At 72.3% G+C, this 23,372-nt stretch carries 23 protein-coding genes; 18 read left to right on the top strand and 5 right to left on the bottom strand.

Annotation, left to right across the window (positions count from 1 at the left end):
- Positions 1–35: 35 nt before the first annotated feature.
- The 7 genes from Pta02_RS21025 to hemL all read left to right on the top strand — a co-directional run bounded on the left by Pta02_RS21025 (position 36) and on the right by hemL (position 7,849).
- Complete coding sequence (locus Pta02_RS21025; RefSeq protein WP_203876598.1) at positions 36–743, top strand: redox-sensing transcriptional repressor Rex; 708 nt, start codon at positions 36–38, stop codon at positions 741–743.
- Between the two features lie 85 nt (positions 744–828).
- Complete coding sequence (locus tag Pta02_RS21030; protein ID WP_203876599.1) at positions 829–2,136, top strand: glutamyl-tRNA reductase; 1,308 nt, start codon at positions 829–831, stop codon at positions 2,134–2,136.
- Positions 2,137–2,171: 35 nt separating this feature from the next.
- The gene (gene hemC / locus Pta02_RS21035; RefSeq protein WP_239131117.1) at positions 2,172–3,044 is read left to right on the top strand and encodes a hydroxymethylbilane synthase; all 873 of its coding nucleotides are present in this window, start codon (positions 2,172–2,174) and stop codon (positions 3,042–3,044) included.
- Positions 3,041–4,621: a bifunctional uroporphyrinogen-III C-methyltransferase/uroporphyrinogen-III synthase gene (locus Pta02_RS21040; RefSeq protein ID WP_203876600.1), complete on the top strand. Its 1,581-nt coding sequence runs from the start codon at positions 3,041–3,043 to the stop codon at positions 4,619–4,621. The genes hemC and Pta02_RS21040 overlap by 4 nt, the downstream gene beginning before the upstream one ends.
- Before the next feature lie 17 nt (positions 4,622–4,638).
- Entirely contained in the window at positions 4,639–5,622 is a 984-nt protein-coding gene (hemB, locus tag Pta02_RS21045) for a porphobilinogen synthase (RefSeq protein WP_203876601.1), read from the top strand.
- 210 nt (positions 5,623–5,832) lie between these two features.
- Positions 5,833–6,477 carry a bifunctional DNA primase/polymerase gene (locus Pta02_RS21050; RefSeq protein ID WP_203876602.1) on the top strand — a complete coding sequence of 215 codons (645 nt, stop codon included), beginning with the start codon at positions 5,833–5,835 and terminating at the stop codon, positions 6,475–6,477.
- A 76-nt stretch (positions 6,478–6,553) separates the two neighbouring features.
- Positions 6,554–7,849, top strand: coding sequence for a glutamate-1-semialdehyde 2,1-aminomutase (hemL, locus tag Pta02_RS21055; RefSeq protein ID WP_203876603.1), 1,296 nt, complete (start codon positions 6,554–6,556; stop codon positions 7,847–7,849).
- A gap of 6 nt (positions 7,850–7,855) precedes the next feature.
- Here hemL and Pta02_RS21060 read toward each other — a convergent pair whose 3' ends face one another.
- Positions 7,856–8,764 (bottom strand): EamA family transporter, encoded by a 909-nt coding sequence (locus Pta02_RS21060; RefSeq protein WP_203876604.1) that lies wholly within the window; start codon positions 8,762–8,764, stop codon positions 7,856–7,858.
- A 73-nt stretch (positions 8,765–8,837) separates the two neighbouring features.
- On the opposite strand from Pta02_RS21060, the gene Pta02_RS21065 reads away from it, so the two are divergent.
- From Pta02_RS21065 to Pta02_RS21095, 7 genes are all read left to right on the top strand, one after another.
- Positions 8,838–9,758 carry a LysR family transcriptional regulator gene (locus Pta02_RS21065; protein WP_203876605.1) on the top strand — a complete coding sequence of 307 codons (921 nt, stop codon included), beginning with the start codon at positions 8,838–8,840 and terminating at the stop codon, positions 9,756–9,758.
- Between the two features lie 72 nt (positions 9,759–9,830).
- Positions 9,831–10,469, top strand: coding sequence for a histidine phosphatase family protein (locus Pta02_RS21070; protein WP_203876606.1), 639 nt, complete (start codon positions 9,831–9,833; stop codon positions 10,467–10,469).
- A gap of 55 nt (positions 10,470–10,524) precedes the next feature.
- Positions 10,525–11,097 (top strand): TlpA family protein disulfide reductase, encoded by a 573-nt coding sequence (locus Pta02_RS21075; protein ID WP_203876607.1) that lies wholly within the window; start codon positions 10,525–10,527, stop codon positions 11,095–11,097.
- Positions 11,098–11,121: 24 nt separating this feature from the next.
- Positions 11,122–11,856, top strand: coding sequence for a cytochrome c biogenesis CcdA family protein (locus tag Pta02_RS21080; protein ID WP_203876608.1), 735 nt, complete (start codon positions 11,122–11,124; stop codon positions 11,854–11,856).
- Positions 11,856–13,412: a cytochrome c biogenesis protein ResB gene (resB, locus tag Pta02_RS21085; protein ID WP_203876609.1), complete on the top strand. Its 1,557-nt coding sequence runs from the start codon at positions 11,856–11,858 to the stop codon at positions 13,410–13,412. Before Pta02_RS21080 ends, resB begins: the two co-directional genes overlap by 1 nt.
- Positions 13,402–14,436, top strand: coding sequence for a c-type cytochrome biogenesis protein CcsB (gene ccsB / locus Pta02_RS21090; RefSeq protein ID WP_203876610.1), 1,035 nt, complete (start codon positions 13,402–13,404; stop codon positions 14,434–14,436). Before resB ends, ccsB begins: the two co-directional genes overlap by 11 nt.
- Before the next feature lie 181 nt (positions 14,437–14,617).
- On the top strand, positions 14,618–18,160 hold the full coding sequence (locus Pta02_RS21095; RefSeq protein WP_203876611.1) for a WD40 repeat domain-containing serine/threonine protein kinase: 3,543 nt from the start codon (positions 14,618–14,620) through the stop codon (positions 18,158–18,160).
- A gap of 19 nt (positions 18,161–18,179) precedes the next feature.
- Here Pta02_RS21095 and Pta02_RS21100 read toward each other — a convergent pair whose 3' ends face one another.
- Positions 18,180–18,479, bottom strand: coding sequence for a PLDc N-terminal domain-containing protein (locus Pta02_RS21100; RefSeq protein ID WP_239131118.1), 300 nt, complete (start codon positions 18,477–18,479; stop codon positions 18,180–18,182).
- A gap of 140 nt (positions 18,480–18,619) precedes the next feature.
- Between Pta02_RS21100 and Pta02_RS21105 the strand changes: the two genes are divergently transcribed.
- Together Pta02_RS21105 and Pta02_RS21110 are read left to right on the top strand one after the other, a co-directional pair.
- The gene (locus tag Pta02_RS21105) at positions 18,620–19,447 is read left to right on the top strand and encodes a hypothetical protein (RefSeq protein ID WP_203876613.1); all 828 of its coding nucleotides are present in this window, start codon (positions 18,620–18,622) and stop codon (positions 19,445–19,447) included.
- A 10-nt stretch (positions 19,448–19,457) separates the two neighbouring features.
- On the top strand, positions 19,458–19,697 hold the full coding sequence (locus Pta02_RS21110) for a hypothetical protein (RefSeq protein WP_203876614.1): 240 nt from the start codon (positions 19,458–19,460) through the stop codon (positions 19,695–19,697).
- 82 nt (positions 19,698–19,779) lie between these two features.
- Here Pta02_RS21110 and Pta02_RS21115 read toward each other — a convergent pair whose 3' ends face one another.
- The gene (locus tag Pta02_RS21115; RefSeq protein WP_012887349.1) at positions 19,780–20,019 is read right to left on the bottom strand and encodes a BldC family transcriptional regulator; all 240 of its coding nucleotides are present in this window, start codon (positions 20,017–20,019) and stop codon (positions 19,780–19,782) included.
- Between the two features lie 258 nt (positions 20,020–20,277).
- Between Pta02_RS21115 and Pta02_RS21120 the strand changes: the two genes are divergently transcribed.
- Complete coding sequence (locus tag Pta02_RS21120) at positions 20,278–20,475, top strand: DUF4229 domain-containing protein (protein WP_203876615.1); 198 nt, start codon at positions 20,278–20,280, stop codon at positions 20,473–20,475.
- Here the strand turns inward: Pta02_RS21120 and Pta02_RS21125 are convergent, their stop codons facing one another.
- Positions 20,476–21,735 (bottom strand): hypothetical protein, encoded by a 1,260-nt coding sequence (locus tag Pta02_RS21125; RefSeq protein ID WP_239131119.1) that lies wholly within the window; start codon positions 21,733–21,735, stop codon positions 20,476–20,478.
- A 99-nt stretch (positions 21,736–21,834) separates the two neighbouring features.
- Here Pta02_RS21125 and Pta02_RS21130 point away from each other — a divergent pair, with 99 nt between their 5' ends.
- The gene (locus Pta02_RS21130; protein WP_203876617.1) at positions 21,835–22,563 is read left to right on the top strand and encodes a demethylmenaquinone methyltransferase; all 729 of its coding nucleotides are present in this window, start codon (positions 21,835–21,837) and stop codon (positions 22,561–22,563) included.
- Positions 22,564–22,618: 55 nt separating this feature from the next.
- On the opposite strand, the gene Pta02_RS21135 is transcribed toward Pta02_RS21130, so the two are convergent.
- Complete coding sequence (locus Pta02_RS21135) at positions 22,619–23,131, bottom strand: hypothetical protein (protein WP_203876618.1); 513 nt, start codon at positions 23,129–23,131, stop codon at positions 22,619–22,621.
- Positions 23,132–23,372 lie beyond the last annotated feature (241 nt).

A 23,372-nucleotide genomic window follows, 5' to 3' on the forward strand; every position in this document is an offset into this window, starting at 1 on the left:
CGAGCCGGTCGCCTGTCCCCCTGGAGCTCCGGCACGTGATCCGCCGTCTGTCCCAAGCTCGTGAACGTGGTATCCCCGAGGCGACCGTCGCCCGGCTGCCGCTCTATCTGCGAGCACTGAACGGCATGTCCGAGCGGGGTCTGGCGACGGTGAGCTCGGAGGACCTGGCCCTGGCGGCGGGCGTGAACTCGGCCAAGCTCCGCAAGGACCTCTCGCATCTCGGCTCCTACGGCACGCGCGGGGTCGGCTACGACGTCGAATACCTCATCTACCAGATCTCCCGTGAGCTGGGTCTCACCCAGGATTGGGCCGTGGCGATCGTCGGAGTGGGTAATCTCGGTCGTGCGCTCGCCAACTACGGAGGCTTCGTCTCCCGCGGTTTCAGGGTCGCCGCGTTGCTCGACGCCGACCCCGAAGTGGTGGGCGACCGCATCGCGGGATTGAATGTGGAGCACATCGACGAGCTGGAAGCCGTGATAAGGCGGCGGGGTGTGTCGATCGTGGTGCTCGCGACGCCGGCCGCGGCGGCCCAGCAGGTGGCCGACCGGGTCATCGCCGAGGGGATCACCAGCATCTTGAACTTCGCCCCCGTCGTGCTTTCCGTGCCCGAAGGCGTCGATATCCGTAAGGTCGACCTATCGATCGAACTGCAGATCCTCGCGTTCCACGAGCAGCGCAAGACGGATCGGATGACTGGGGGGCCCGCGATGGCCGAGGAATGGCCCGAGGCGGTGGATCTGTGATCCCGCCGAGGACGACTGAGAGCCGCCGCGAGCCGGACGGGAACGACGGGCAGGCGGAGCCCCGCTCCCCGCGCGGGGGGCGGGCATGAGCATCCTCGCCATCGGCCTGAGCCACCGCACGGCCCCCGTGGCGCTGCTGGAGCGGGTGTCCGTCTCCGGCGACGCCCTGCTCAAGCTCCTGCACGATGTCCAGCAGGCCTCCTGCGTCGCCGAGACCATGGTGCTGTCCACGTGCAACCGGGTCGAGGTCTACGCCGTCGTCGACCGCTTCCACGCCGTGGTGAACGAGGTCTCCGAGCTGCTCAGCGTGCACTCGGGCGTCCCCGTCGAGCAGCTGGCACCGCACCTGTACGTGCACTACGAGGACCGCGCCGTCGAGCACCTGTTCTCGGTGGGCGCCGGTCTCGACTCCATGGTCGTCGGCGAGGGGCAGATCCTCGGCCAGATCCGGCAGGCGCTCAAGCTCGCGCAGGACCAGGGCACGATGGGCGCGACGCTCAACGAACTCGTCCAGCAGGCGCTGCGCGTGGGCAAGCGGTCCCACGCCGAGACGGGCATCGACCGCGCGGGCGCGTCCCTGGTCGGGGTCGGCCTCACCCTCGCCGAGCGCGCCCTCGGCCCGATCCGCGACCGGCGGGCGCTGGTGGTGGGCGCCGGCTCGATGAGCGCCCTGTCCGCCGCGACCCTGCAGCGCGCCGGGGTCACCGACATCGTGGTGGTCAACCGCACCCACGAGCGCGCCGTACGGCTGGCGCAGACGGTCGGCGGCCGGGCCGCCGAGTTCGGCGACCTGGCCGCGGAGCTGGCGGGCGCCGACCTGGTCATCTCCTGCACCGGCGCCACCGACCTGGTCATCACCGCCGACATGGTGAGGCCCCGCGAGATGTTCCTGCTGGACCTCGCGCTGCCCCGGGACATCGACCCCGCGGTACGGCGGCTGCCCGGCGTCACCCTCGTCGACCTGGAGTCCATGCAGGAGGGCGGGGCCGAGGCCGGCGCCGACGACGGCGGCCGGCTGGAGGCCGTCTCCGCGGTGCGCGGGATCGTCGCCGAGGAGGTCAGGGCCTACCTGTCGGCCGAGCGGGCCGCGCGCGTGACGCCGACCGTGGTCGCCCTGCGCAGCAAGGCGGCCGACGTGGTCGAGGCGGAGCTCGGCCGGCTCGTCGGGCGGGTCCCCGAGATCGAGGGGCGCATCCGCGACGAGGTCACGCAGACCGTCAGGCGCGTGGTCGACAAGTTGCTCCACGAGCCCACCGTGCGTGTCAAACAGCTCGCGGAGTCCCCGGCAGGCGATCATTATGCGGAAGCGCTGCGCGAGCTGTTCAATCTGGACCCGAAGGTGCCCGACGCGGTCAGGCGCACCGAGACGATCGACATGGAGGTGGACCGGTGACGGGCCCGCTGAGGATGGGAACGCGCCGGAGCCTCATGGCGACGACGCAGTCCGGGCTGGTGGCCGCCCGGTTCACCGAGCTGACCGGGCGGGCCGTGGAGCTCGTGGGCGTCACCACCTTCGGTGACGTGACCAAGGCCGACCTCACCCAGCTGGGCGGGACCGGCGTCTTCGTCAGCGCGCTGCGCGACAAGCTGATCGACGGCGAGGTCGACTTCGCGGTGCACTCGCTGAAGGACCTGCCGACCACGCCCGACCCGCGCATCGCCATCGCCGCGATCCCGGCGCGCGACGACCACCGGGACGCCCTGGTCGCCGGGGCGAAGCTCGCCGACCTGCCGCCCGGCGCGAAGATCGGTACGGGGTCTCCGCGACGAATCGCCCAGCTTCGCATGCTCCGTCCGGATCTCGAATGCGTGCCGATCCGCGGCAACGGGGAGACCCGGATCGGCAAGGTCACCTCCGGTGAGCTGCACGGCGTCGTGCTGGCCGCGGCGGGGCTGGCCCGGCTCGGCCGGGAGGCCGAGATCGCCCAGATCTTCGAGGTCGAGGAGATGCTCCCGGCCCCCGGGCAGGGGGCGCTGGCCGTGGAGGTCCGCTCGGACCGCACCGACCTGCTGGAGCTGCTGGGCGTGCTCGACGACCCCGTCACCCGCGCCGCGGTGACCGCGGAACGCGCGGTGCTCAACGCCCTGGAGGCCGGCTGCGCCGCTCCGGTCGGTGCGTACGCGACCGTCGACGGGCAAGATCTGAACCTGACCGCGGCCGTCGTCGCCATCGACGGCGCGCACGCGGTGCGCAAGTCCACCGCCGGGACCCTTTCGGCGGCCACTGATCTCGGGCGCGACCTCGCGGCCGAGATGATCGGCGAAGGGGCAGGCACGTTGATAGGGGAGCAGGCACATTGAGCTCCGGAAGTACCACCTTCGAGCACCCGGCCGGGTTCGTCGCCTTCGTGGGCGCGGGACCGGGCGACGAGGGCCTGCTCACGTTGCGCGGGGCCGACCTGCTGTCGAAGGCCGACGCCGTCGTGCTCGACAAGGAGGTCTACGGCCCGCTGCTGCGTCACTGCCGTGAGGACGTCGAGATCCTCGACGCGGCGGAGGAGGACGTCGTCTCGCTCAGAGCCGTCGCGGCCGCCAAGGAAGGGCGGTGCGTCGTACGGCTGTGCGCGGGCGACCCGATGTTCTTCTCCTCGATCACCGAGGAGGTCGCGGCCTGCGCCAAGGCGGAGGTGGACTTCGAGATCGTCCCCGGCGTCCCGCCGGCGACGGCGGTGCTGACCTACGCGGGCATCCCCGCCGCGGTCTCGGTGCCGGAGTTCCGGGTCGTGGACGCGACGATGGTCGAGGACTGGGGCGCGTACGCGACCGGAGCGGGCACCCTGGTGATCTACAACGGGATCGCCGAGGCCGTGGCCATCGGCAAGGCGCTCGTGGCCGCCGGCCGCCCCGACTCGACGCCGGTCGCGATCAGCAGCGCGGGCACCACCACCGAGCAGTACACCGTGGTGACCACGCTCGCCCGCATGGCGCCCGACCTCAAGCACGCCGGGATGACCGAGCCCGGGCTGATCGTGGTCGGCGAGGCCGTGAGCCTGCGCGACCGGCTGTCGTGGTTCGAGACCAAGCCGCTGTTCGGCTGGCGGGTGCTCGTGCCCAGGACCAAGGAGCAGTCCGCGGGCCTGGTCGAGCAGCTGCGCTCCTACGGCGCGGTGCCCGAGGAGGTCCCGACGATCTCCGTCGAGCCGCCCCGCACCCCGCAGCAGATGGACCGGGCGATCAAGGGCCTGGTCACCGGGCGCTACGAGTGGGTGGCCTTCACCAGCGCGAACGCGGTCAAGGCGGTCCGCGAGAAGTTCGAAGAGTACGGCCTGGACGCCCGCGCGTTCGCCGGGCTGAAGGTCGCCGCCGTGGGCGAGGCCACCGCGCGGGCCCTGGTGGAGTTCGGGGTCAAGCCGGACCTGGTCCCGACCGGCGAGCAGTCGTCGGAGGGCCTGCTGGAGGAGTGGCCGCCGTACGACTCGATGCTCGACCCGATCAACCGGGTCCTGCTGCCGCGTGCCGACATCGCCACCGAGGCGCTGGTGGCGGGCCTGACCGAGCTCGGCTGGGAGTGCGACGACGTCACCGCCTACCGGACCGTGCGCGCCGCCCCGCCGCCCGCGCCGATCCGGGAGGCGATCAAGGGAGGCGGCTTCGACGCGGTGCTGTTCACCTCCTCCAGCACGGTGCGCAACCTGGTGGGCATCGCCGGCAAGCCGCACAACGTCACGGTGATCGCCGCGATCGGCCCGCAGACCGCCAAGGCGGCCGAGGAGTTCGGCCTGCGCGTCGACGTCATGGCCGACAAAGCGTCGGCTTCGGCGCTCGCGGCGGCCCTTGCCGAGTATGGTGCCAAGCAGCGGCAGGCCGCGCTGGCGGCCGGAGACGTTCCCCGCAGGCCCTCCCAGAACAGGCGAGGGGCCCGGCGCCGCGCCAAGTGACCCCGAGTGGAGACATCATGACCGCCCAGTTCCCCGTGGCGCGCCCGCGCAGGCTCCGCCGTACCGCGCCGATGCGCCGGATGGTGGCAGGGACCAGGCTGCACCCGTCGGAGCTGATCCTGCCGATGTTCGTCAAGGAGGGCATCGGCGAGCCGAGCCCGATCGGCTCGATGCCCGGGGTGTTCCAGCACACCCGCGACTCGCTGCGCAAGGCCGCCCACGAGGCGGCCGAGGCGGGGGTCGGCGGGCTCATCCTGTTCGGCATCCCGCAGACGAAGGACGCCCGGGGCTCGGCGGGTGACGACCCGGCCGGGATCGTCCAGCAGGCGGTGGCCGACCTGGTCTCCGACGTCGGGGACACGATGGTCGTGATGACCGACACCTGCCTGGACGAGTTCACCGACCACGGTCACTGCGGCATCCTCACGCCCGGGGGCGAGGTCGACAACGACGCCACCCTGGAGCGCTACGCGGCCGTCGCGGTGGCCCAGGCACGGGCGGGGTCGCAGGTCATCGCGCCGAGCGGGATGATGGACGGCCAGGTCGCCGCCATCCGCGCGGCGCTGGACGCCGACGGCTTCGAGCAGGTCCCGATCCTGGCCTACTCGGTGAAGTACGCCTCGGCGCTCTACGGCCCGTTCCGCGAGGCCGCCGAGTGCGCGCCGCAGTTCGGCGACCGCAGCGCCTACCAGCAGGACCCCGCCGGCCCGGTCGGCGAGGCCCTGCGCGAGATCCGTCTCGATCTGGAGGAGGGCGCGGACGCGGTGATGGTCAAGCCGGCCATGCTCTACCTCGACATCCTGCGCCAGGTGCGCGACCTGGTGGACGTGCCGGTGGCGGCCTACCAGGTCAGCGGCGAGTACGCCATGATCGAGGCCGCGGCGGCGAACGGCTGGATCGACCGGAACCGGGCCATCACGGAGTCCCTGGTGGCGATCCGCCGCGCCGGAGCCGACATGATCCTCACCTACTGGGCCACCGAGGTCGCCAGGAGTATGTAAGCGGTACCCCTCGGGGGTGAGACTCTTCGCACATGCCCAGAACTGGGGGTTTGCCGCATGGAGGTGGGTTGTGTGCGTTAGAGTTCGATGACCGGTGCGGATGTGTCCGAGGTGGCGTGGACCTCTGAGTGTCTCCCTGATGTCAACCAGAAAGCGGATATATCACCGCATCCGGGTATGACGCGGGGCGCGCGGACAACGGAGGACGCAATGGTGGGGGTACCGCTGGCTCGTCGTACCAGGCGACGAGCTCATCCTAAGCAGCAGATCATCACGTCCGTTCTCGAGTACGCCTCGATGGGCTGGGCGAGCTGTCCCGGGGCACGCCCGCTCCGCAACGGACCGCGTGCCTGTTCCTGTGACCGCGTCGGCTGTCCCGACGCGGGCAGCCACCCGCTCTCGCGCGCCTGGCAGATGCAGGCCACCACCGACGCCGCGCTGCTCACCCACTGGTGGCAGGGCGAGCCCGAGGCGAACGTGGTCCTCCCCACCGGACGCGTCTTCGACGTCTTCGACGTACCCGTGGCCGCCGGGCTCACCGCCCTGGCGGCCATGGACTCCGCCGGGACGGCCTCGGGCCCGGTCGCCGCCAACGGCGACCGGGTCCTGTTCTATGTGGCCACCCGCAACACCTCCGACGACGAGGACGAGTGGTGGTCCTGCTCGCTGGACTACGGCCCCTCGACCATCGAGGAGATGCCCGGCCTGCGCTGGCACTGCCGCGACAGCTACGTCCTCGCCCCGCCCTCGATCCTGCCGACCGGCCAGCCCGCCTCGTGGCTGCGTCCCCCGGACGGCCGCCCGCTGCCCGACCCGCTCCGCGTCCTCGACGTTCTCGCCGACACCTGCGAATAGTCCGGGCACGTCACCCGCGGGCGTCATCGCGAGCCCGTGGCGGGGACCCGGCGTCCCCTCCCCGTAGGCTGGGACGGTGAGCCGTACCCAGAACTCCGAGGACCTGTTCGCCCGCGCCCGCGAGATCGTCCCGGGGGGTGTCAACTCCCCGGTGCGCGCCTTCGGCGCCGTCGGCGGCACGCCCCGTTTCATGGCCTCCGGCCAGGGGCCGTACATCACCGACGTCGACGGCAACCGCTACGTCGACCTGGTCTGCTCCTGGGGCCCGATGATCCTGGGGCACCGGCACCCGGCCGTGGTCGAGGCCCTGCAGGAGGCGCTGTCGCACGGCACCTCGTTCGGCACGGCGACGCCCGGCGAGGTCGAGCTCGCCGAGGAGATCGTCGCCCGGATGGCCCCGGTGGAGAAGGTCCGCCTGGTCAGCTCGGGCACCGAGGCCACCATGTCCGCCGTACGGCTGGCGCGCGGCTTCACCGGCCGGTCCAAGGTCGTCAAGTTCGCCGGCTGCTACCACGGTCACGTGGACGCCCTGCTCGCCTCGGCCGGGTCCGGCCTGGTCACCTTCGGCCTGCCCGACACCCCCGGGGTGACCGGCGCCTCGGCCGCCGACACCGTGGTCCTGCCCTACAACTCCGCCGAGGCCGTGACCGAGGCCTTCCGGACCTTCGGCGACGAGATCGCCTGCGTGATCACCGAGGCGTGCCCGGCCAACATGGGCGTCGTCCCGCCCGCGGACGGCTTCAACGCCACGCTCCGCGAGCTGTGCACCGCGCACGGCGCGCTGCTGATCGTCGACGAGGTGCTGACCGGCTTCCGCGTGTCGGCGGCCGGGTGGTACGGCCTCGACCCGGTGGACGCCGACCTGATGACCTTCGGCAAGGTGATGGGCGGCGGCCTGCCCGCCGCCGCGTTCGGCGGCCGGGCCGAGGTGATGGCCGGCCTCGCCCCCGAGGGCCCGGTCTACCAGGCCGGCACCCTGTCCGGTAACCCGCTGGCCTGCGCCGCCGGCCTGGCCACGCTGCGCGCCTGCGACGAGGAGGTCTACGACCGGGTGGACGCCGCCGCCCTGGTCGTCGGCCGCGCCGCCTCCGACGCGCTGGCCGCCGCCGGGGTGCCGCACCGCCTGCAGCGCGCGGGCAGCCTGTTCTCCGTCTTCTTCACCGACGACCCGGTGACCGACTTCGCCACCGCCCGGACCCAGGACACCGCCGCCTACCGGGCCTTCTTCCACGCCATGCTGGAGCAGGGCGTCTATCTGCCCCCGTCGGCCTACGAGGCGTGGTTCCTGTCGGCCGCCCACGACGACGAGGCGCTGTCGCGCATCGCCGAGGCCCTGCCGATCGCCGCCAAGGCCGCCGCCCAGGCCGGGTGAGGGGCCCTACGGCTTCTCCGCGACGGCCGCCACGGCCTCTCCCGGCCTCCCGCCGGGGGAGGCGGTACGGCGGCGCGGGCGGGTGCCGGCGTACAGGACGCCGGAGAGGATGAGGGCGGCGGCGATCAGTTTGGTGGCCGAGAGGGACTCGCCGGTGGCCAGGGCGGCCGACGACATGCCGAAGACCGGGACGAGCAGGCTGTAGGGCGCGACCACGGAGGCGTCGTAGCGCTTGAGCAGGAAGCCCCACACGCCGAAGCCGCCCACGGTGGAGATGAGCGCCACGTAGAGCACCGACAGGCCGCCCTCGACGGAGAGCTCCACCCGGGGAACGCCCTCGACCAGCAGGGACAGCGCCGTCATGGGCACCGCGGCGACCGCGCTCAGCCAGATCATGAAACGGAAGGGGTCGGGCGGCGCGGCCTTCCTGACCGCCACGTTCCCCGCGCCCCAGCCCAGGGCCGCCCCGATGACCAGGAGGAAGGCGCCGACCGGCACGCCGCCGCCCGCGCCCAGGTCGAGCGCCACCAGGGCCAGCCCGGCGAACGCGACCGCCATCCCCGTGACCTGGCGGCCGGTGATCCGCTCCCGCAGGAAGACGGTCGCCAGGATCGCGGTGAAGACGGCCTGGACCTGGACGACCAGTGAGGTGAGCCCGGCGGGCATGCCGGCGCGCATGCCCAGGAGCAGCAGGCCGTACTGCGTGACGCCGAGCGTGGCCCCGGCGACGAGGACGCGGCGCCAGGGCACTCCGGGTCCGCCCGCGAACAGCAGCGCGGGGAAGGCCGCCAGGGTGAACCGGAGCGCGACGTAGAGCAGCGGCGGGAAATACCTGAGCCCGACCTCCATGACGACGAAGTTGAACCCCCAGACGGCGGCGAGGCCGAGGGCGAGCAGAACGTGCCGAGTCCGCATCCGCTCAGGATGATCTCAGGGAACACTTCAGCACAAGCAAGAATTTCTGATGCCGGTCATTTAGAATCGCTACATGCTTGACCTCAACCGGTTGAAGGCCCTGCACGCCGTGTCCGTGTACGGATCGGTGGGCGCGGCGGCCGACGCTCTCATGGTGACCCCCTCGGCGGTCTCGCAGCAGCTGGCCAAGCTGGAGCGGGAGACCGGTGCGACCCTGCTGGAGCGCAACGGCCGGGGGGTGCGGCTGACCGACGCCGCCGGGTTGCTGGCCGACCACGCCGGGCGCATCCTCGCCCTGGTGGAGACCGCCGAGGCCGACTTCGAGGCGCTGCGCGGGGAGGTCGTGGGGCGGCTGAGCATCGGCGCGTTCCCCACGGCCGCGCGGGGGCTGATGCCGCAGGCGCTGCTGCGGCTGCGCGAGCACCACCCGGACCTGAGCCTCCAGCTCCACGAGCGCGAGCCGGAGCGGCAGCTGCGCGAGGTGGCGCGGGGCGAGCTCGACCTGGCGGTGATCCAGGACTGGGTGAACCGGCCGATGGCCGTCCCGGAGGGGCTGTCCAGGGCGACGCTCTTCGACGACATCGCCGACGCGATCCTGCCCGCGGACCACCGGCTGGCCGGCCGCCCCGAGATCGAGCTGTCCGAGCTGTCCGACGACCTGTGGATCAGCGGGTCGCCCGGGACGGTCTGCCACGACTGGCTGGTCTACACGCTGCGCGCGGCCGAGCTGGAGCCGGAGATCAGCTGCATGGCGGATGAGTATCCGACCCAGCTCACCCTCGTCGCCGCCCGGCAGGGATGCGCGATCATCCCCCGCCTCGGCCGCGACTTCATGCCCGAGGGGGTGCGGGCCGTGCCTCTCCGTCCCCGCCCGACCCGCAGGATCTACGCGGTCTGGCGGAGCGACGCGGCCCGCCGCCCGGCGATCCGCGCCGCCGTCGAGGCGCTCAAGGCCGTCTCCGCCGAGCGGCTGCAGCTTCAGGTCCCCGCGTGAGCACACGACGCGCCCCGTCTGACGGTGATCGCTGTGATAGCGATCGCTACCAATGGGTAGGCTGACGACACCATGGCTGAGACCACTGTCGTTCACCTCCTGCGCCACGGCGAGGTCCACAACCCCGCCAACGTCCTGTACGGCAGGCTGCCGGACTATCACCTGTCGGAGAACGGCAGGCAGATGGCCGAGACCGTCGCCAAGTCGGTCGCCGGCCGCGACGTCGTCGCCCTGTTCTCCTCCCCGCTGGAGCGGGCCCAGGAGACCGCCGAGCCGCTCGCGGAGACCTTCGGCCTGGAGGTCGTGCTCGACGAGCGGCTCATCGAGGCCGCCAACGTCTTCGAGGGCGTCTCCGTCGGCAACGGCGACGGCGTCTTCCGCAACCCCCGCTACTACCGCCACCTGTGGAACCCGATGCGCCCCTCCTGGGGCGAGCCGTACGCCCGGGTGGTCGCGCGGATGAGAGGGGCGATCCTGGCCGCCCGCGCCGCGGCGCGCGGCCACGAGGCGATCCTGGTCAGCCACCAGCTCCCCATCTGGATCATCAGGCTCGCGGCGGAGGGCCGGCGGCTCCCGCACGACCCGCGCCGCAGGCAGTGCGGGCTCGCCAGCCTCACCACCTTCACCTTCGAGGGAGATCGCCTGGCCAGCGTGGGGTACGGCGAGCCGGCGGCCGCGCTCGTCAGGCGCCCCACTGTGCCGGGCGCCTGACTGCGCCGGTAGAGTGACTGCTCTACCGCCTGTAGTACAGGGAGATCTTCCTCTGATGCGCGCCACACCGTTCGCCGCCGCCGTGCTCGCGCTCGTCGCCGTCGCCGGGTGCGCGGGGAGCCCGTCCTCACAGCCGCAGGCGGGCGACACCCGCTTCGTGGCCGGGGACGGGAAGGTCACCCTGTTCGAGGCGGGCGAGCGCAAGACCGCCCCCGCGGTGGAGGGCGAGACGCTCGACGGCGGCACCGCCTCGCTCGGCGCGCACAAGGGCAAGGTCGTCGTGATCAACTTCTGGGCGTCCTGGTGCGCGCCCTGCCGCGCCGAGGCTCCGGTGCTCAAGGACATCGCCGCCACGACCAAGGCGGACGGCGTGGAGTTCCTCGGCGTCGACTTCAAGGACCGCAAGGCCGACGCGCTGGCCTTCGAGCGCAGCCACCAGTCCGGCTACCCGAGCATCTTCGACCAGCCGGGCAAGGTGGCGCTCGCCTTCCAGGGCACGGTCCCCCCGGCGGCGATCCCCTCGACTCTGATCATCGACCGCCAGGGCCGCATCGCCGCCCGCGCCCTCGGCGCGGTCAAGTACAGCGACCTGCTCGACGCGGTCACCAAGGTCAGCGATGAGAAGTAGGAGCGCGCCACCGGAGCCGCGGCGATGAGCGCCGACCTGGCCGGCACGGTCGCCGGCGGCTCGCTCGCCCTGGCGCTGCCGATCGCGGTGGCGGCGGGGCTGGTGTCGTTCCTGTCGCCGTGCGTGCTGCCCCTGGTCCCCGGATACCTGTCGTACGTGACCGGGATGAGCGAGGACCCCAAGCGGGGCCGCATGGTCACCGGGATCGTGCTGTTCGTCCTCGGATTCGCCACGGTGTTCGTGGCCGGCGGGGCGCTCGCCGGGAGCCTCGGCGCGGTGCTGTTCGGCAACGCCGAGATCATCACCCGGGTGCTGGGCGTGCTCACCATCGTGCTGGGCCTGGCCTTCATGGGCGCGATCCCCGGCATCCAGCGCGATTTCCGCATCCACCGGCTCCCGGCCGCGGGGCTGGCCGGGGCGCCGCTGCTCGGCCTGGTGTTCGGCCTGGGCTGGACCCCCTGCATCGGCCCCACGCTCGCGGTGGTGCTCACCCTCGGGGTGAACGAGGGCAGCGCCGGTCGCGGCGCGCTGCTCGCCTTCGCCTACGCGCTCGGCCTCGGCCTGCCGTTCGTGGCGGCCGGACTGGCCTACCGCAAGGCCCTGCACACCTTCAAGGCGGTCCGCCGCCACTCCCAGCTGATCACACGGGTGGGCGGGGCCATGCTGGTCGCCGTCGGCCTGCTGCTCGTCACCGGGCTCTGGACGGAGCTGATCGCGGCGATGCAGGCGTGGATCGGCGGATTCCAGCCGGTGATCTGATGACCGTTACCGAAACCCCCGACACGACGGCCGAGGCGCGGCCCGCGAAGCTGGGCGCCGTGGGCTGGGCGCGCTGGTTCTGGCGCACGCTCACCTCGATGCGGACCGCGCTGATCCTGCTGTTCCTGTTCGCCCTGGCCTCGGTCCCCGGATCGATCTGGCCGCAGCGCGGCGTCTCCGACGCCAAGGTCGCGCAGTACCACACCGACAGCCCCGCGCTCGCCGAGTGGCTGGACCGGCTGTGGCTGTTCGACGTCTTCAAGGCGCCGTGGTTCGCGGCGATCTATCTCCTGCTGTTCATCTCCCTGATCGGCTGCGTGCTCCCGCGCACCGCGGCCCACCTGCGCGAGCTGCGCAGGAAGCCGCCCGCGGCGCCGCGCAACCTGTCGCGGCTGCCCCAGCACGCCGTGCTCGACGGCGACCTGACCGTCGAGGAGGCGGCCCGGAGACTGCGGAAACTGCGCTTCCGGGTCATCACCGGGCCCGGCTGGGCGGCGGGCGAGAAGGGCTATCTGCGGGAGAGCGGCAACCTGCTGTTCCACGTCGCGCTGCTGGGGCTGCTGATCTCGGTCGGCGTCGGCTCGCTGTACGGCTACCGCGGCAACGTGCTCGTCGTGGAGGGCGACGGGTTCGCCAACACCGTGGCCGCCTACGACCGCTACATGCCCGGCACGCAGGTCAACGCCGAGTCGCTGGAGCCGTTCTCCTTCACGCTGGAGGACTTCCAGGCCACCTACATCGCCAGGGGCGAGAAGCGCGGCCAGGCGCTCGACTACTCGGCCAGGCTCGCGGTGAGCGACCGGCCGGGAGCCGCGGAGCGGACCTACGAGCTGAAGGTCAACGAGCCGCTCGACGTGAACGGCACCCTGACCTACCTGATCGACCACGGGTACGCGCCGACCTTCAAGATCACTGACGGCAGCGGCCAGGTCGCCTTCGAGGGGGCGGTGCCGTGCCTGGTGGTCCAGCCGGCCACCTTCGCCTCCGAGTGCGTCATCAAGATCCCGGACGCCCGGCCCCGGCAGCTCGGTCTCATGATCGCCTTCCTGCCCAGCGCCGTGCCCACCCAGGACGGGGAGTGGACATCGGTCTTCCCCGGCGCCGCCAACCCGGCCGCGCAGGTGTACGGCGCCTTCGCCGGTGACCTCGGGATGAAGGACGGCCGCCCGCAGTCGGTCTACGAGATCCCCGCCGAGATCCTCAAGAAGATGACGCCGCTGGTCATGAAGGCCGATCCGCTGGAGGTGGGCCGGAAGCTCGACCTGCCGGGCGGTGCGGGCTCGATCGAGTTCACCGGCGTCAAGGAGTGGATGGCCCTCCAGATCACCCACGATCCCGGGCGGATGCCCGCGCTGCTGTCGGCCGCGCTGGCCACCGTGGCCCTGGTGTTCTCCCTGACGATCCGCCGGCGCCGCGTCTGGGTGCGCATCGGCGACGGCGGGGCCGAGGCCGGCGGTCTCACCCGCGCCGAAGGCGGTGACTTCGGCGAGGAGTTCGCCCGTGTCGTCGCCGCTCTGAACCACGGTCCGAACGATGGAGCCAAGAATGCCCGCTGAGGCCGATCCCACCCTCGCCGCGCTGAGCGACCAGCTCATCCTGGTGGCGGTGCTGTTCTACGTCGTCGCGATGCTCGGCTACGCCCTGGACCTGGCCTTCGGCCGATCCTCGACCCGCTCCTCCGAAGCCGCGGCGCCCGCGGAGGAGGCCGCCGCCGTACCGGCCGGAGCCGCGCTCGCCACCGTCGGCGGCGGCGTGACCACCGCGCCGGAGAAGGACGGGGACGCCGGCGCCGCCGTCACCGGTGACGCCGGTACGGGCACGGACGCTCCCGCCGGCGGGCGGGGGCCGTCCCCCTGGGTGCTGCGCGCGGGCCCGGCCGCCGTCGTGCTGAGCTGGATCGGCTTCGCCCTGAACCTCGGGTCCCTGCTCACCCGCGGCCTGGCCGCCGGCCGGTGGCCCTGGGGCAACATGTACGAGTTCGTGGTCGCGATGTGCCTGGCGGCCATGGGCGCCTTCCTGCTGATGCAGCTGCGCTATCCGATCCGGTTCCTGGGCGCCTTCGTCTCGGCCGCCGCGGCCCTCGGGCTCGGCTTCGCCGTACACTCCCTGCACGTGGAGACGGGGCCCGCGATGGTCGCCCTGAACTCCTACTGGATCGCGATCCACGTGTCGGCGGCCATCATCGCCAGCGGCCTGTTCATCGTCGCGGGAGCCTGCGGCGTCATCTATCTGATCAGGCACGACGCGGCGGCCCACCTGCCGACCCGGGAGGAGCTGGAGCGGGTCGCGCACCGGGCCATCGTGATCGGTTTCCCGATCTGGACCTTCGCCGTCATCGCCGGCGCGCTCTGGGCCGACAAGGCGTGGGGCCGCTACTGGGGCTGGGACCCCAAGGAGGTCTGGGCGTTCATCACCTGGGTCGTCTACGCGGGCTATCTGCACGCCCGGGCCACCGCGGGCTGGAAGGGCAAGGCCGCGATGGCCGTGCAGCTGGTCGCCTTCGCGTCCCTGCTGTTCAACCTCATCGGCGTGAACATCTTCTTCGAGGGCCTGCACTCCTACGCCGAACTCCCCGGGTAAGTTTCTGAGTCTATGGCCGTGCTGCGCACGGCGGCTCGGGGGCTCCTTGGTCCGGCTCCCGCCCTCGTCACGTCCTCGCTTCGCTGCGGGCGTTCCTCGGTTGGTTCCCCGGCGCCCCCTCGCAGATCGCGAACTTCGGCGCCGTCCGGGGCGTCACAACCCCGGGGGACGGGAGGGGCGGATGAGCTCTGGACTGATCGACGGGGATCCGCAGCGGCTGGGCGGCTACTGGCTGGCGGGGCGGCTGGGCGCCGGAGGCCAGGGGGTGGTCTACGAGGCGTACGACGCCGAGGGGCTGCGGGTCGCGGTCAAGGTGCTGCACGGGGACGCCGCCACCGACGCCGAGCTGCGTCAGCGGTTCGGCCGCGAGGCGACCGCCGCCAGGAAGGTCGCCTCGTTCTGCACCGCGGCCGTGATCGACGCCGACCTGGACGGCCCCCGGCCGTACATCGTCTCCGAGTACGTGGAGGGGCCCAGCCTGCGCCGGGCCGTGGGCGGGGGACGCCGCTTCGGCGGCGGTGACCTGCACCGGCTGGCGACCGCGGTGGCCACCGCGCTGACCGCGATCCACGACGCGGGAGTGGTCCACCGGGACCTGAAGCCGGACAACGTCCTGCTGGGACCGGACGGCCCCCGCGTGATCGACTTCGGGATCGCCCGCACCGCGGACATGTCGCTGACCGCTACCGGGATGGTCACGGGCACGCCCGCCTACATGGCGCCCGAGGTGTTCACGGGGGAGCGGGCGCAGCCCGCGGCGGACGTGTTCGCCTGGGGCGGGATCATGGTGTTCGCGGCGACGGGGGCGGATCCGTTCCAGGCCGAGACGCTGGGCGCGGTGATGCACCGGGTGCTCTCGTCCGAGCCGCGTCTGGACGATCTCCCCGAGGGGGTGCGCCCGCTGGTGGCCGCCGCGCTCGCCAAGGATCCCCGGGCCAGGCCGTCGGCCAGGGATCTGCTGCTCGCCCTGGTCAGCGGCGGCGGACTCGACACCACGGGCCTGCTCATGGCGGGCAGCGACGCCGGAGCCCGGATCCGCGGGGATTCGGGCGATCCCGCGCTGGGCACCCTCGCCGAGGACTGCTACGCCCTGCTGGGACCGGTCGAGCGGGAGCTGGCCCCCGAGGTGTTCCTGCGCCTGGTGACGGTGACCGACGACGGTCAGCAGATCCCGCGACGGGCCCAGTGGGCCGAACTCGTCGGCGGCCGGGACGAGGAGGAGACCGCCGCCGTCCGGCGGCTGCTGGAGGTCTTCGCCTACCTGGTCGGCCGGGACGATCGGGAGGTGTGGCTGTCGCGCCCGGCGCTCCCCCTGGCCTGGCCCCGGCTGCGCCAGTGGGTGCGGGCCAACTGGGACGGGCTGATGGCGCACCGGGAGATCCTCTCCGCCGCCTGGCGCTGGCACGCCCAGGGCCGCCGGGACGGGGACCTGTTCCAGGGCGGCAGCCTGCAGAACGCGATGACCTGGGCCGCCACCGGTAGGCGCGACATCACGCTCAGCACGGTGGAGCGGGACTTCCTGGAGGCCGCCGCCGCCCTCTCCCGGCGCCGTGCCCGCCGCAACCGGCTGCTCTTCTCGGCGCTGGTGGTCCTGCTGGTGGCGGCCCTGATCGCGGGGACGATCGCCGTACGGCAGAGCCGGGTGGCCGACGAGCGCGCCGTCACCATCGCCGCCCAGCTCACCGAGGCCCGGGCCCGCCAGCTGGCCGCCACGGCCGAGTCGCTGCGGGTCTCCGATCCGGTGCGGGCGATGCTGCTGAGCGTGGCCGCCTGGCGGCTGTCCCCGGTGACCGAGGCACGGGCGGCCCTGACCGGCTCGCTGACCCGGCGGGAGATCGCGGTCTTCCGGGACCCGGCCGTGGAGGTGCGGACGGTGCGGGCGCTGAGCCGGGACGGGCGCGTCCTCGCCAGCGCGAGCGGGGGCCGGGTGCGTCTCTGGGACGTGCGGACCGGCCGGCAGATCACGAGCTTCTCCGGCGTGGGCGACGACCTGCGCCAGATCGCGCTCAGCCCGAGCGGCAGGCTGCTGGTCACGGTCGGCGACGAGTGGATCCGGAGCTGGGACGCGGCGACCGGCAGGCCCGTCGGTCCCGGACGCGTCTACCCCGACCAGGCGGACACCGACCTGGGCGTCTCCTTCGGCCTGTCCGACGACTGGGTGGCCGTCCACGGCGGGCAGGGGACGGCGAGCATCCAGCACACCGGGACGGGCCGGGTGCGGAGGATGCCGACGTCCGTCTACGGGGTACACGCCGACATCTCCCCCGACGGGCGTCACTTCGCCACCGGCGGGTTCCTGACCCGTCCGGCGATCGTCGAGCACGGCACGCGGCGGGTCATCCCGCTGGGCGCCGCGTGCGAGTGCTCCGCACCGATCGCCTACAGCCCGGACGGCCGGACCGTCGCACTCGGCAAGGGCAGGCGGGTGGAACTGTACGACGCGGCCACCGGATCGATGAAGAGCCGGCTCTCCGGCAGGGACGACCAGGGGGACCTGGTCTTCAGCCCCGACGGGCGGCTCCTGGCCTCGGCGGGCCCGGCCGGCGTCACGGTGTGGCGGCTGGAGGACCGGCGGCCGCTGATGACGCACAGGACCGGTATGGACCTCTGGCCCGTGGTGGCGTTCGACCCGGACGGACGCACGCTCCGCTATCTCGTCGAGGACGGCGTCACGACCCTCGACCTCTCCCACGTGGCCGGCGCCCGCCGGGAGCCGCTCTACGGCGAGCCGGAGACGACGCTGAGCCCCGACCTGCGCCTGGCCGCCGTCAAGGAGTACGGGGAGAACCGGGTCCGGCTCCTGGACGTACGCGGGAACACCACTCTCGCCACCCTGGAGCTGGGGGCGGGAACGGCGCAGGAGTACGCCGAGACGGCCTTCAGCGCCGACGGCCGGTACTTGGCGGTCAACGCCGGCACGGGCGGCGGGATCACCGTCTGGGACACCGCGACCTTCCGGCGCGTCGCCGCCCTGTCCGCCGGCGGGGACGCCACCGTGCAGGGGGTGGCGGTCGACGCCGAGGGGAGCGCGGTGGCGGCTCACCTCACCACGTTCGCCGGCGAGACGTCGCGGGACGAGGTCCGGCTGTGGGACGTGCCCACCGGACGGCAGCGCTGGGCCCGGCGCGAGTCGAACCCCGACGATCTGGCGTTCACGCCGGACGGCCGGTCTGTGGCGATCACCTCCGGCGAGCGGCGGCTGCTGGACGCGGCGACCGGCCGTCCCTACGGCGCGCCGTACGGCCCGCCGCTCACAGAGAGCAGCATCACCGTCGCCTTCGACCGGGACGGCTCCCGCTTCGCCGTCGCCGACTCCCTGGGGCGGGTCTCGGTGTGGGGGACCGCGGCCAGGGACAGGGTGGGGCCGGTGCTGAGGATCGGCGCCGAGGAGGAGCGGGGCGCGCTGGCCTTCTCCCCGAAGGGGGACGTGCTCGCGGTGAGGTCCGGCACCAGGACGGTGGGACTGTGGGACATCGCCACCGGCACGCGGCTGGGAGGTCCCCTTCCCACGGGGAGCGGGCCGCTGCGCGGCATGGCGTTCACGGCGGACGGATCCCGGCTCGTCACCCTGGACGGCGACGGCGAGCGGATCGAGCATCCGGTCGACCCGGAGGCGACGGCCGTCGCGGTCTGCTCGCGGGCCGGGCGGACGCTGACTCCCGTCGAGTGGCGGGAGCACCTCCCCGGCCTGGCCTACCGGGACGTGTGCGCGGCCCGGCGCTGAGCCTCCGGCGGGGTGGCGGTCAGTCTTCGTCGCGCAGACGCCGGTCGAGGTCCCTGAGGAAGTCCGGGTCGTCGTCGGGGCCCCGCGGGGCGTCGGGGCGCTGGGGGAGGTCGGGGCGGAAGGTCGGGCGCGGGGGGCGGGAGCCGAGGGGGCGGCCGAGCAGCAGCCAGAACAGGCCGCCGACCACGAACGTCATCACGACGACGACCACCCACAGGAGCTTGGGAAGGTTTCGTGCCTTCTCGTCCGGCGTGGTGATGACGTCGAACAGGCAGTAGAGCCAGAAGGCGAGCGCGGTCAGGCCGAGAAGCACGGACATGCCCGAACTGTAAGCCATCGCGGAGACAGCTGCGGTCGTGACCGATGTTCGGGGTGACGCGGTGAAGATCGGCGTCGTACGGTGGAACCCGTTGCCGCTTTCCCAGGGGACGTGATGACGCAACCGTACGAGCGAGCGCGATGACCACCGACAAGGGCCGTCACCGGCGGCACTGGTGGCAGCGGGCGTCCCACCGCGCGGACCGCGCGGTCAGGGAGGCGCCGCGAGAGGTCCCCCGCGAGCCCGAACGGCGCAGGAGGGCGGTGCCCGCCCCCGCGGTCGACCGCCCGCAGTACAGCTGGCGGGACTTCGAGCTCGACGACGAGCGTCCGCGCGCGCAGCCCAACGCCCCCGACACCCCCGCCCTGGGCGACGGGCTGCGGCACTGCGGGCCGCTGGAGCGCGTCCTGCACCGTCAGTGGGACGTCCGGCAGGGGCCGCCGTCCCCCGAGGTGGTACGGGCGGTGGAGAGCCTCGCGCGGCTGCCCGACGGGCTCAAGGGCAAGCTGGCGGCGGAGCTGGGCGGCATCTACGTCGGCCAGGGCGGCGTGCCCGATCTGGACGACATGGGCTATCTGCGCGGCGCCCCGCTGCCCTCGGGCCGGGCGACGTGGGACGTCTGCGCCGGAGCGTACGGCGACCGCAAGGTCGTGGTGGGGGACCGGCCCTCACCGACCCCCGACGTGATGATGCACGAGATCGGTCACGCCCTCGACGACGTGGACGCCCCACGCGACGAGTGGGTCTCGGACTCCCCGGAGTTCGCCGCCCTCTACGAGCAGTGCGTGCCGGTCCTCGCCTCGGCCTTCCACCTCCAGCCGGGGAACCTGGGCCGCAAGGAGTTCTTCGCCGACGCCTTCGCCGCCATCGCCTCCCGGCAGCGGCCCGCCCTCGTGGACATGCTCGGCGGGGACACGCGGATGGCGCTCAATGTCATGCTGTTCTTCAACCGGCGCTACGGAATCTAGGTGATCTGGGATGTACGTCATCCGGCTCGCTGACGGGACCCTGCGCGTGCCGCAGAGCCTGTCCAGCGATGACGGGCGTCTGATAGGCAACGCGTACGTGGAACTCTCACCGGGGGACCCCGACTACGACCGCTGGCTGCCCGAGGCGCTGACCGAGGAGGAGATGGCCGCGCGCCGGCGCCGGTGGCGCGAGGAGAACGACGAACTTGAGCGCGAGTTCCTGGCCTTCAAGGCGGAACAGGACAGCTAGGGACGCCGGGGTGACTCCACGGTGACCCTGCGGCTTCCGGGTAGGGCGCGCAGGATCACCGATGGTGTGACGTCATAAGTCGTCAGACGCGGGGGGACTCGCCTGCCGGCCGTTCGGCCGTCAATACGTCCTCGCCGCGCAGAAGGGCGTGCACTTCCGACTCGCGGAAACGCCGGTGCCCTCCGGGGGTACGGATGCTGCTGATGCGGCCTGCCGCGGCCCAGCGCGTCACCGTCTTTGGGTCGACCCGGAAGAGGGCGGCAACCTCTCCGGGTGTCAGCAGACGCTCGCTGCTACTCTCCACAATCTCTCCCCCTCGCATCCCGCTTCCTGCCAGCGGGCGGACAGGTAACCAGTGTGCCGAGCGAAGCCTGATATATCCGTGCTTTTCAACAAAGATCACGGGTTGTTATCGACTGACTGCCCGATTGTTATATGATAGAGCCTCTTTGAGACTCTCGTGGGTGTTTCTTTACGTAACTGATGTGTTGGGCACACTAGCAGCGCTCGTGCTGGATGCGAAGAGCGCCACTCCCATACCACGCTCACTTCGTGGACGCAGTGGCGTAGCCTCGACGATGTGCATCCCGCCATCGTTTACACAGCGTCTCGGCTCGGCCTGCTGGCCGTGAGCATCGGCGTGCTCTATCTGCTCGGCCTGCGAGAGCCCTTCGTCCTGCTGGTCGTGGCGTTCCTCGTCAGCGGAGCGGCCAGCTACGTCCTGCTGTCCGAGCAACGTGACGCGCTCAGCGCACGAATCGCCAAGAATCGGGAGTGATCACGGCAGCGGGAACATGCCGATCCGGGCATGGTACTCGCGACCGAGCCGGATTGTGTCACTACCAACCAGTAGCCCCCGCGGATGGGCGAGAAATGCTTTGACGCCGATTCCGCGGTCTCTGGTGGGGTTCCACGACAGGGCCCTGCCGGTGGCCGGATTGATCGCCCCGATGCCCGGCCGTTCCACCGCGCCCGGTCCGGCCGAGTCGCTCCCCGCGGGGTTGTCGAGCCAGCGCTGGTGCCCCCCGACGTAGACGGCCGACCCGGTCACCGCGACCGCGTACAGCGAGTCGCCGCCGGTGTGGTTGACCCATGTGGGCCGGGTCTCGCCCCTTATATGGGTCTCGAAGCGCGCTGCGCTGTCGCACAGCTTGCGCGGGCCCCCCGGGCCTCCGCTGGTGACCACCACGAAGTAGCGGCCGTCAGGGGCGAAATCCAGGCCTCTGACGTAGCTCGGGAAGGCCGCGCTGCACGAGGGCGCGTAGGCGTCGGTCCGCCAGTCGGCGACCTTCGCGCGGGTGGCGCCCACGTCGATCAGGCCGAGCTGGGGACGGGACAGGCCGTCGAGGGTCGTGAAGCTGCCGTCGACCGCCAGCCGGCTCCCGCTCAGCGCCATGGCGTAGACCTTGGTGCGCGATCCCCGGGGCGTTCCCGGCGTGATCGCGAACTCCGGGTCCACTGCGCCGGTGACGGCGTCCACCCGGGCCAGGGCCGTACGGGGCGTGCGGCCGACGTGGGTGAAGTCGCCGCCCACGTAGAGCCGGGAGCCGCTCCGGACGAGGCTGGTGACCGAGCCGCCGAACGCGTGGGCGCGGAAGTCCGTCACCGGGGAGCCGTCGGACAGCCGCAGCCGGACCACCTTGCGGGTCACGACCCCGTCGGTGGCGGTGAACCCGCCGCCGGCGTAGACCGTGCCGTCGGCGCCCGCCGCCAGGGCGGTGACGGCGCCGTTGAGGTACGGATCGAAGCCGGGGACGATCCGCCCGGTGGCCAGGTCGTAGGCGAAGACGTTGGCGCGTTCCAGAACCGTGGAGTCCCGCGCCTCGCGCACCTCCGTGAACGAGCCGCCGACCACCACCGTGCCGCCCACCAGGGTGACGGCGTTGACGATGCCGTCGAGCACGTGGGGGGTGGTGTCCACCGGGTCGGCGGAGACGACCTGTCCGTGCGCGACGGAACCGGCGGCGGCGACGCCCGGCGGAGCGGCCAGCGTCGCGGCGACGGTCAGCGTCGTCGCGGCCAGCGTCACGGCCGGCACGGAAACGGTTCTGGCAAGCATTCACCAAGTCCTAGCAGACCCTTGGTAATCGCGTCGCTACTTTCCGTGGATTGCCCGCCCGGGCCTAGTCTTGTCCCCATGACGCGCGCTTCGCTGGACAAGCAACCGCACGAGGTCGCCTCGATGTTCGATCGCACGGCCCGGCGCTACGACCTGATGAACGATCTGCTGTCCCTCGGGCAGGACCGTTTCTGGCGCAAGGCCACCGCGGACGCGATCGACGCCGGGCCCGGCGAACTCGTGCTCGACCTGGGCGCGGGCACCGGCACCTCGACCGACGCCTTCACCACGCTCGGCGCCCGGGCGATCGCCTCCGACTTCTCCCTCGGCATGCTCCGCACCGGCGTCGAGAAGCGGGGCGGCTCGGGCATCTCCGGCGGCGGGGTGCGCGGGGTCAGTTTCATCGCGGGCGACGCCCTGAAGCTGCCGTTCGCCGACGAGTCCTTCGACGCGGTGACGATCTCCTTCGCCATCCGCAACGTCAACGACACCGAGCAGGCGCTGCGCGAGATGCTCCGCGTGGCCAGGCCCGGCGCCCGCCTGGTGGTCTGCGAGTTCTCCCGCCCGACGAACGGCGCCTTCGAGCGGGTCTACACCGAGTACCTGATGAGGATGCTGCCGGTCGTGGCCGGGGCGGTCAGCTCCAACCCCGACTCCTACGAGTACCTCGCCGAGTCGATCAGGTCCTGGCCGGCCCAGGCCGAGTTCGCCCGCGTCATCCAGCGGGCCGGCTGGAAGAAGGTCGCCTGGCGCAACCTCTCACTGGGCATCGTCGCCCTGCACCGCGCCTACAAGCCCGAGTCCTGAAGCCCTGATCCGGTTCCGACCCGGAGCGCCGTTGCCCCGGGTCCTTTCCGTACGGCTACCGCCGGAACTCGATGATGACGACGTGCCCCCATCGCGCGTGGGGGCGGACGGCCGCCCCGCCGGCGAAGCAGGCGGCCTCGATCTCGGGGATGTAGTCCTCGAAGAGTTCGAGGCTCATCCCCGACCTGCACCAGATGTACAGCTCCAGCCGCCCGTCCCCGTGCGGGACCGTCCCCATCACCAGGGGCAGCCATCCCTCCGGGGTCCGCAGCGAGGTCTTCTGGCACAACCCCTGGAAGCGGTGCCTGGCGACCAGCCCGCGGAACTGGTCACCCACCGCCCGCCGGGCCGGCGGGCAACCGATCGCGGCGACCAGCGGCAGCAGATAGACCGGCAGCCACGCGGGCTGTTCGGCCAGCTCGGACATCACCGGGACGATCCCCGAGCCGACGGCGATCTCGACACGCCACCGGATGATCCATCCCAGCCGGGCCAGCGGCCCCCGGGCGCGGGGAATGCGAGGGTGGTTCCTGGGGTGCCCCGACCATCCGGGAGGGTCATCGCCCATGGGTCCCTCCCGACCCCGCGGCGACGTTCTCCGCGCCGCCGTCCGGGTCCAGTCCGAGCCGGTCGAACCGGGGATCCCGGTACCGCCTGACGAAGAGACTCGCCTTGACGACCCGCCAGCCGTTGAGCTCGGCGAGCCTGTCGTTCTCGCTCCAGATTTTCCGCTCCGCCTTTTCGATAAGGCGGGTCCGTAACCCCTTGCGGGGTTGTCGTGACGGAGTAGCGTTGGACATGTTCCACGG

The sequence above is a fragment of the Paraplanobispora takensis genome (assembly GCF_016863195.1).
GTDB classification, from domain to species: Bacteria; Actinomycetota; Actinomycetes; order Streptosporangiales; family Streptosporangiaceae; genus Planobispora; species Planobispora takensis.